Raw genomic sequence first — 7,245 nt, 5'->3', positions numbered from 1 at the left:
GAAGACGGCATACGAGATCTAGTACGGTCTCGTGGGCTCGGAGATGTGTATAAGAGACAGCGGCAAGAGCACCCCCATGCTCATCACCCCTTCAGCGTCTGCGCGATCCACCGATCGAACAGGTCCGGCCATAGCCGCTCGGGCGAACCCTCGGGCGCGCTCATGGCGCCGAAGCCATGGCCGCCGCGCTCGAAGAAATGTGCCTCGACCGGCACCTTGGCCGAGCGTGCCTGGGTCAGTACGTCGATCGACTGGTCGATCGGTACCAGCCCGTCATCGACCGCATGGACCAGGAACAGCGGCGGCGTGCTCGCATTGATCCGGCGCGGCGTGTCGTAGCGGGCCTTGGTCGCCGGATCGGGATTGGGGCCGAGCAGATTGTCGCGCGATCCGGCATGGGTGGTCGGCGTCGACAGGCTGGCGACCGGATAGACGAGCCCGGAAAAACGGGGCTTGGCCGATTGCCGGTCGGCGGCGTCGATCGGTGCATAGACCTTGTCGTCATATCCGACGGTCAGCGACGCGGCGAGGTGCCCGCCGGCCGAGAAGCCCACAATGCCCAGCTTGGCGGGGTCGGTGCCGTAACGCGCCGCATTGGCCCGGATCAGCCGCATCGCCCGCTGCGCATCCTGCAGCGGTACATTCGCCTGATCGTCCCATCCTTCGGAGGGCAGGCGATAGGAGAGGGCGAAGACGGTGATGCCGTGCGGATTGAGCATCCTGGCGACGTCGATCCCCTCATTCTGGATCGAGACAAAGCCATAGCCGCCGCCCGGTATGGTTAGTACCGCACGGCCATCGGCACGCTCCGGCCGGAAAACCGCGACGATCGGATCGGCGGTGCCGCGCAGCCATAGCTCCTGGCGTCCGGCGGGGCCGTTCATCGACGGATTCGGCCTGGGCAGGGTGGTGCGAGCGCCGGGTGGGCGACCGGGCCAGAGCGAAAAATGCTCGGCTGGTGGCCAGGGCGTCATCGCCGATGTGGCAGTGGCAGTGGCGGTGGCGGACGCGGCTTGCGCCGCCGCGCGGCCCGCCAGCGGCCCGGTGGCCATGGCCCCGATCAGAGAGCGTCGGTCGATCACTGGCATCCCCTCAATCTCAGCGCCTGATAGCGCTCTTCCGGGATCAGGGTGCCGGGGCCACGCGCGCCGATCAAGTGAAAAGGCGCGCATGAAAAAGGGGCGGAAACCTTCGTCTCCGCCCCGATCTCAATGACCGTATTTCTTGATCCCGCGCCGGCGCAGCTTCTCGCGCTTGCGACGACGCATATAGGGGATTGCGAACGCCAGCACGGCAACCAGGACGACGCCTATGATCGCATAGGCCAGCTGTTCGCGTTCAAGAAATCCCAGCATTAGTCGAAAATCGCTCCCCAACGACGCTTCACGCGCTCACGCCAATGGCCGCGATGATAGGCGTCCGAGGCGAGCAGCGGCATGACCGAACCCGCTTCCGCGAACACCATCTGCTCGAGCGCGGTATCGACCTTGCCCCAGCTCGCCGCTTCCTTGAGCGTCGAGGACGAGCAGGCGCCGTCACGAACATCGGCCACGGTGATCTGCACGGCGTATTTGTGCATTTCGACGTCGTCATGGCCCAGGATCTCGGCGCAGACAACCGTGTCCTGGATGAAATTCTTCGGCACGCCGCCGCCGATCATCAGCAGGCCGGTGGTGCCCGCCTTGATCTTGATGTCGGTCAGTTCGCGGAAGTCGGCGATGGCGTCGAGCACCATGTAGGGCTTGCCTTCCTTGGCACGCTCGACCTGGTGCTTCACCAGGCCGAAGCCCGCCGACGAATCGACAAAGGCCGGGCAGAAGATCGGCACGTCATGCTCATAGGCGAGCTTGACGAGGCTGTTTTCCTTCTTGCCGTGCTCGGCCAGATACTTGCCCATCTCGCGGATGAAGGCGCGGCTCGAATAGGCCTTGGGCTCCAGCGAGTCCGCGATCTTGCCGATCGTGTGGTCGCAATCCTGGAGCTGCTCTTCGTCGATATAGGTGTCGTAGATGCGGTCGATGTAGAGCGAACGCAGCGTGTTGTCGTCCGGCACTTCCAGCGCCTGATAGTGCTTGTGACCCAGGCCCTCGAAGAAATCCATGTCGACGATCGACGCACCGGTTGCGACCACGCCGTCGATCATGTTCGAGCGTAGCAGCTCGGCATACAGGTCCATGCAGCCGCCCGCCGAGGTCGAACCGGCGATGACGAGGAAGATCGAGCAATCCTTGTCGGCCAGCATCTGATTGTAGATGCCGGTCGCGCGCGCGAGGTCGCGGCTGGTGAAGCTCATCTTGCCCATCGAATCGATGATCGGGCGGGCGTCGAACTTGGTGATGTCGATATGCTCGACCACGCTGGAGAGCAGCTCGGCCTTACGGTTGTCGTTGATCGTGTCGGTCATGATGGTTCCATCATCATCGAGAAGCCGTCGTCGTTATTGGGGACGCGGTAACCCGGCTGGCCCGGACCTGCGCGAATGGCAGGGCCGGTATGGGAAGGGGCCTTATCGCGGTCGAAACCGCAATACCACCCCATTCCCCTCCCGCCGAAGCGGAAGGGGATAAGGCAGTGCTAAAGTCGCCGGGTTACAGCTTGACGACGTTGGCGGGCAGGACCTGTTCCGCCTCGTCGCGATAGACCGAGAACATCGGCTCATCGTCGGTCACCACGAACTCGGCGCAGGTGAAGCCGTTGAACTGCGTGCGCATGGCTTGGCCATAGGCACCCAGCATCCCGATCTCGAAATAATCGCCGGTGTTCGTGTCCGCGGGCAGCGGAAACGGACCCTGCATGAAGTCGAGATCGTCGCAGGTCGGGCCCCAGAAGCTGAAGTCCATGTCGCGCGCGTCGGAAGCAGGCTCGCGCAGCAGCTGGACCGGATACTTCCACCCGATATGCGCCGCATCGAACAACGCGCCGTAGGCGCCGTCGTTTATGTACAGCTCATTGCCCCGGCGACGCTCGACGCGCACCACGACCGACGAATATTCGGCGCACAGCGCCCGGCCCGGCTCGGCCCAGAGTTCGGCCGAATAGGACACCGGCAGGCTCTCGAACGCGCGGTGGATCGTCTCGAAGAAACGCTCCAGCGGCGGCGGGGTCATGCCCGGATAGGCCGAGGGGAAGCCGCCGCCGACATCGATCACGTCGACGGTGACTGCCGCCGCGACGATCGCCGCACGCACGCGCTCCATCGCCGCCGAATAGGCGTCGGGGGTCATTGTCTGGCTGCCGACATGGAAGCAGATGCCCAGCGCATCGGCGACCTGGCGGGTCGCGATCAGCAGGTCCTTCGACTCTTCCAGGCTGACGCCGAACTTCGAGCCCAGGCTGAGCTTGGCGTACTCGGACGATACGCGCATCCGGACGCACAGGGTCAGGTCGGTCGCGCCATCGGTGGCGCGGACGATCTTCGCCAGCTCTTCCTGGCTGTCGAGCGAGAAGGTGCGGACGTCGTGCTTGAAATAAGCCTCGGCAATCGCCTCTTCCGACTTCACCGGATGCATGAAGCAGCAGACGGCCTGCGGGACGACCGACTTCACCATCCGCACTTCCGCGATCGAGGCGGTGTCGAAATGGGTGATGCCATTGTCCCACAGGATCTGGATCAGATCCGGCGACGGATTCGCCTTCACCGCATACATCGGCCGGCCCGGAAACTTCTCGACGAAGAATCGGGCGGCGCGCGCAGCGGCGTGCGGGCGAAGCAGCGTGACCGGATCAGCCGGGCGACGCTTGGCGATGTCGATGCCGCGCTCCAGGTTGGAGGGGACGGCGGTCGAATGGGCAGCTAGCCCCAGCGCGCGATGATTCTGGTGCAACTCAAGGGACCTCCAATTGCCTGACGGCATACGGTGACAAAAAGCTGCCTTGCGGTTGGAAGTCCCATGGGGCAGCGGAAGCGCGAAATAGGGTCCGCTTTTTCTAATGTAAAGCGGTAGAAAGCGGGTCGGAGATAAAAAGTGACAATCTTAAGACAGCCGACAAAAGCCGGGGTCCGCGACGCCGCAGAAAAGATCGCCAGAATCCTGCCGCCGTCCCCGATAATTCCGTTGAAAATCAATGGGAAGGAGGTCGCATTCAAGGCGGAAAACCTGCAGCCGATCGGCGCGTTCAAATTGCGCGGCGCGTGGCACCGATTAACCGCGTTGGATGCCGATTCTAGGGCGCGCGGGGTGGTCGCTTTCTCCTCGGGCAACCATGCGCAGGGAATCGCCTGGGCCGCGCGGCGGCTGGGGATCGCGGCGACCATCGTAATGCCCGCCGATGCGCCCGTATCGAAGCGCGAAGGCACGCTCGCGCTGGGGGCCGAGATCGTCGACTATGACCGCGCGACCGAAAGCCGCGAGAAGATCGCACGCCGACTCGCCGAAGCGCGCGGCGCGACCCTGGTGCCCAGCTTCGACGATCCCTGGGTGATCGAGGGGCAGGGCTCGGCGGGCATCGAAGCGGCGGCGCAGATGGCGGCGCTGGGCCTGCCCGCGCCGGGCCATGTCGTATCGCCCTGTGGCGGCGGCGGCCTCGCAGCGGGGCTGACGCTGGCGCTGCCCGAGGCGAGGATCACCGTCGTCGAGCCCGAGGGCTGGGACGATATGCGCCGCTCGCTGGAGGCGGGCTGGATCGAGCCGGTGGGGGACAATCCGCCGCCGACCGCGTGCGACTCGCTCCAGACGACCCGCGTGTCGCCGCTGACCTTCGAAGTGCTGGCCCGGCGCGGGGCGGAAGGCGTCGCGGTCAGCGAGGCCGAGGTGGCGGCGGCGCAGCGCTTCGCCGCCGACCGGCTGCGGCTGGTGGTCGAACCGGGCGGGGCGGTCGGGCTCGCCGCGCTGCTGGCGGGCAAGGTGGCGGCGGAAGAGGGGATGCTGGTCATCCTGTCGGGCGGCAATGTCGACCGTGCGGCCTATGCACGGGTGCTGGCCGGCTGATGGAGGGGATCGCCCAGGCCGCACCGGGAATCGCGATGCTGGCGGCCTTTGCCTGTGTCGCGGGCGGGGTGGTGACGATCCGGCGCGGGGATCGGCGCAAGGGCGTGCTGATGCTGGTCATGGCGGTGGTGCTGGTGGGGAATGTGCTGATCTGGACGATCTAGCCGCGTCCATCCCCAACCCTGTTCCCCGGCGAAGGCCGGGGCCCAGTTGCTACACGGCTGGAGGCGCGCAAAAGCGTCGCGTGGGAGGCAAAAGCGATGCCTCCCGCCAATACAGCCACCGCCTCAAGCGCCATAGGAACTGGGCCCCGGCCTTCGCCGGGGAACGGGGCTCGGTTGCAAGTGACCTGGCGTGAAAACCCCGCTAAAGGCCCTTTATGTTCCGTATCGCTCGCTGGGCCCTGAAGGCCGTGCTCGCTTTCGTGATCCTCAGTGTCGTCTGGGTCGGCATCTATCGCTTCGTGCCGCCGCCGATGACCTTCACCATGCTGGGCGACGTGCTCGGCGGGCATGGCGTCGCCAAGGACTGGATGCCGCTGTCCGAGATGGACCCGAACATGGCGCGCGCCGCCATTGCGGGCGAGGATGCGCGTTTCTGCTCGCATCACGGCTTCGATTTCAAGGCGATGGCGGGGGCCGCCTATCGCAACGCCAAGGGCGGGCGGATTCGCGGCGGCTCGACGATCAGCCAGCAGACCGCCAAGAACGCGTTCCTGTTTCAGAATGGCGGCTATATCCGCAAAGGCTTCGAGGCCTGGTTCACCTTCCTGATCGAAAATCTATGGGGCAAGCGGCGGATCATGGAGGTGTATCTCAACATCGCCGAGACGGGGATCGGGACGTACGGCGCCAATGCCGGGGCGATGCGCTATTTCGGGCATGATGCCTCGCATCTGTCGCCGACCGAGGCGGCGCGGATCGCGGCGGTCCTGCCGTTGCCAAAGAAGCGGGCGGCGGTCGCGCCGACGGGGTTCGTGCGCAAGCATGGCAATGTGATTGCGCGTTATGTCGGCGTGGTTCGGCGGCAGGGGTTGGATGCCTGTATTCGGTAACGGGGTGGGGGGCTCGGTGAGACACCGTTCCCTCCCCCATCCCCTCCCGCCCGCGGGAGGGGCGTGTTCCTGGCGAGCGATACGCGTCGATCCCTGTGTTGTTTGATCCTGCGGCATCCACCAACTCGCCCCTCCCGCAGGCGAGAGGGGATGGGGGAGGGGCCTCGCCGCAAACGACGAAGCCCGCGACCGCCCCCTTACTTGGCGTCGCCGGAAATCGCGTCGCCCGCCTTCTTTGCGGTATCACCGACGCTCTTGGCCGCTGACGTCACCGCCGCGTCACGGCGATTTTCCGCACCGCCCCGGCTGAACAGGTAAAAGCCGCCGACCAGCACCGCGATCAGCAGGACGATGGCGATCGCCATGCCGCCCCCGCCGCTGCGCCGCTCGATCACCGTGGTGTGCGGCTGCTGATTGCCATAGGTCTCGGTAACGCGTTCGTCGGCCATGACATTCCCTCCTCTATGATGTGGAGGAAGCAACGCCATGACCGCCATACCGTTCCCGAAACGACCGAAGGCGGATCAGAAGGGCAGCTTGAAGCCCGGCGGCAGCGGCAGGCCGCTGGTCATCTTCGACATTTCGCTGCCCGAGGCCGCATCCGCCTTGGTCCGCGCGTCGTTGATCGCGGCGGCCAGCAGGTCCTCCAGCATCCCCTTTTCCGAGGGCTGCATCAGCGAGTCGTCGATGGTGATGCCGATGATCCGGCCCTTGGCCGACGCCTTCACCTTGACCAGACCGCCGCCCGAGACGCCCTCGACCTCGATATTGTCGAGATTGGCCTGCGCCTTTTCCAGCTCGTTCTGGACGTTCTGGGCCATCGCCAGGATTTCGTCGAGATTCTTCACATCATGCTCCGTTCACACTGCGTTTGCCGGGCCATTCCATCAGTTCGGCCTCGGGGAAAGCCTCGCGCGCGGCGCGGACCATGTCCGACTCCCACGCGGCGGTCTTGATCGCTTCCTCGGCCGCCATCTGCTGCTCGTGCAGCGTCGGCTGGCCGGGGACGTCCTCCAGCGTGACGCGCCAGACCTGGCCCGTCACCGTCTTCAGCGCCGCGATCAACTCGCTCAGCGTATCGGCCGCGATCGGGCGCGATCCGCTGAACACGACCTCCGGCGGAGTATAACGCACCAGACGCGCGCCGTGGCGCAACCGGGCCGCGAGCGCCAACTGGCCCATATCGTCCAGCCGGTCGATCATCGCGACGAAGCTGTCGGGTAGCTTGGGCGGCTGAGGCGCGGCGGGCGGCGGGGGCGGGGC

The 7,245-nt window shown here is 65.7% G+C and carries 9 protein-coding genes and 1 pseudogene; 3 read left to right on the top strand and 7 right to left on the bottom strand.

Going from position 1 to position 7,245, the window contains the following annotated elements; all coding sequences use genetic code 11:
- Positions 1 to 83 precede the first annotated feature (83 nt).
- From QZ546_RS17570 to QZ546_RS17555, 4 genes are all read right to left on the bottom strand, one after another.
- On the bottom strand, positions 84 to 1,088 hold the full coding sequence (locus QZ546_RS17570; protein WP_294240534.1) for an alpha/beta hydrolase: 1,005 nt from the start codon (positions 1,086 to 1,088) through the stop codon (positions 84 to 86).
- Between the two features lie 120 nt (positions 1,089 to 1,208).
- Positions 1,209 to 1,355: a hypothetical protein gene (locus tag QZ546_RS17565; protein ID WP_294240531.1), complete on the bottom strand. Its 147-nt coding sequence runs from the start codon at positions 1,353 to 1,355 to the stop codon at positions 1,209 to 1,211.
- Positions 1,355 to 2,404 carry a deoxyhypusine synthase gene (locus QZ546_RS17560; RefSeq protein WP_183952068.1) on the bottom strand — a complete coding sequence of 350 codons (1,050 nt, stop codon included), beginning with the start codon at positions 2,402 to 2,404 and terminating at the stop codon, positions 1,355 to 1,357. Before QZ546_RS17560 ends, QZ546_RS17565 begins: the two co-directional genes overlap by 1 nt.
- 184 nt (positions 2,405 to 2,588) lie before the next feature.
- Positions 2,589 to 3,824, bottom strand: coding sequence for a type III PLP-dependent enzyme (locus QZ546_RS17555; RefSeq protein WP_294240524.1), 1,236 nt, complete (start codon positions 3,822 to 3,824; stop codon positions 2,589 to 2,591).
- 141 nt (positions 3,825 to 3,965) lie between these two features.
- Here QZ546_RS17555 and QZ546_RS17550 point away from each other — a divergent pair, with 141 nt between their 5' ends.
- The 3 genes from QZ546_RS17550 to mtgA all read left to right on the top strand — a co-directional run bounded on the left by QZ546_RS17550 (position 3,966) and on the right by mtgA (position 5,982).
- Complete coding sequence (locus tag QZ546_RS17550) at positions 3,966 to 4,928, top strand: threonine/serine dehydratase (RefSeq protein WP_294240521.1); 963 nt, start codon at positions 3,966 to 3,968, stop codon at positions 4,926 to 4,928.
- On the top strand, positions 4,928 to 5,092 hold the full coding sequence (locus tag QZ546_RS17545) for a hypothetical protein (RefSeq protein ID WP_294240518.1): 165 nt from the start codon (positions 4,928 to 4,930) through the stop codon (positions 5,090 to 5,092). The genes QZ546_RS17550 and QZ546_RS17545 overlap by 1 nt, the downstream gene beginning before the upstream one ends.
- 215 nt (positions 5,093 to 5,307) lie before the next feature.
- Positions 5,308 to 5,982, top strand: a complete 675-nt coding sequence (gene mtgA, locus QZ546_RS17540) for a monofunctional biosynthetic peptidoglycan transglycosylase (RefSeq protein ID WP_294240515.1) — start codon at positions 5,308 to 5,310, stop codon at positions 5,980 to 5,982.
- Positions 5,983 to 6,179: 197 nt separating this feature from the next.
- On the opposite strand, the gene QZ546_RS17535 is transcribed toward mtgA, so the two are convergent.
- The 3 genes and pseudogenes from QZ546_RS17535 to QZ546_RS17525 all read right to left on the bottom strand — a co-directional run.
- Positions 6,180 to 6,431, bottom strand: coding sequence for a hypothetical protein (locus QZ546_RS17535; protein ID WP_058718318.1), 252 nt, complete (start codon positions 6,429 to 6,431; stop codon positions 6,180 to 6,182).
- A 75-nt stretch (positions 6,432 to 6,506) separates the two neighbouring features.
- Positions 6,507 to 6,830: a YbaB/EbfC family nucleoid-associated protein gene (locus QZ546_RS17530; protein WP_058718319.1), complete on the bottom strand. Its 324-nt coding sequence runs from the start codon at positions 6,828 to 6,830 to the stop codon at positions 6,507 to 6,509.
- Position 6,831: 1 nt separating this feature from the next.
- Positions 6,832 to 7,245 (bottom strand): annotated as a pseudogene (locus tag QZ546_RS17525) (DNA polymerase III subunit gamma/tau); the annotation flags it as partial.

The sequence above is a fragment of the uncultured Sphingomonas sp. genome, assembly GCF_913062585.1.
Taxonomy (GTDB): Bacteria; Pseudomonadota; Alphaproteobacteria; order Sphingomonadales; family Sphingomonadaceae; genus Sphingomonas.
This window is presented reverse-complemented; position numbering and strand designations above follow the sequence as displayed.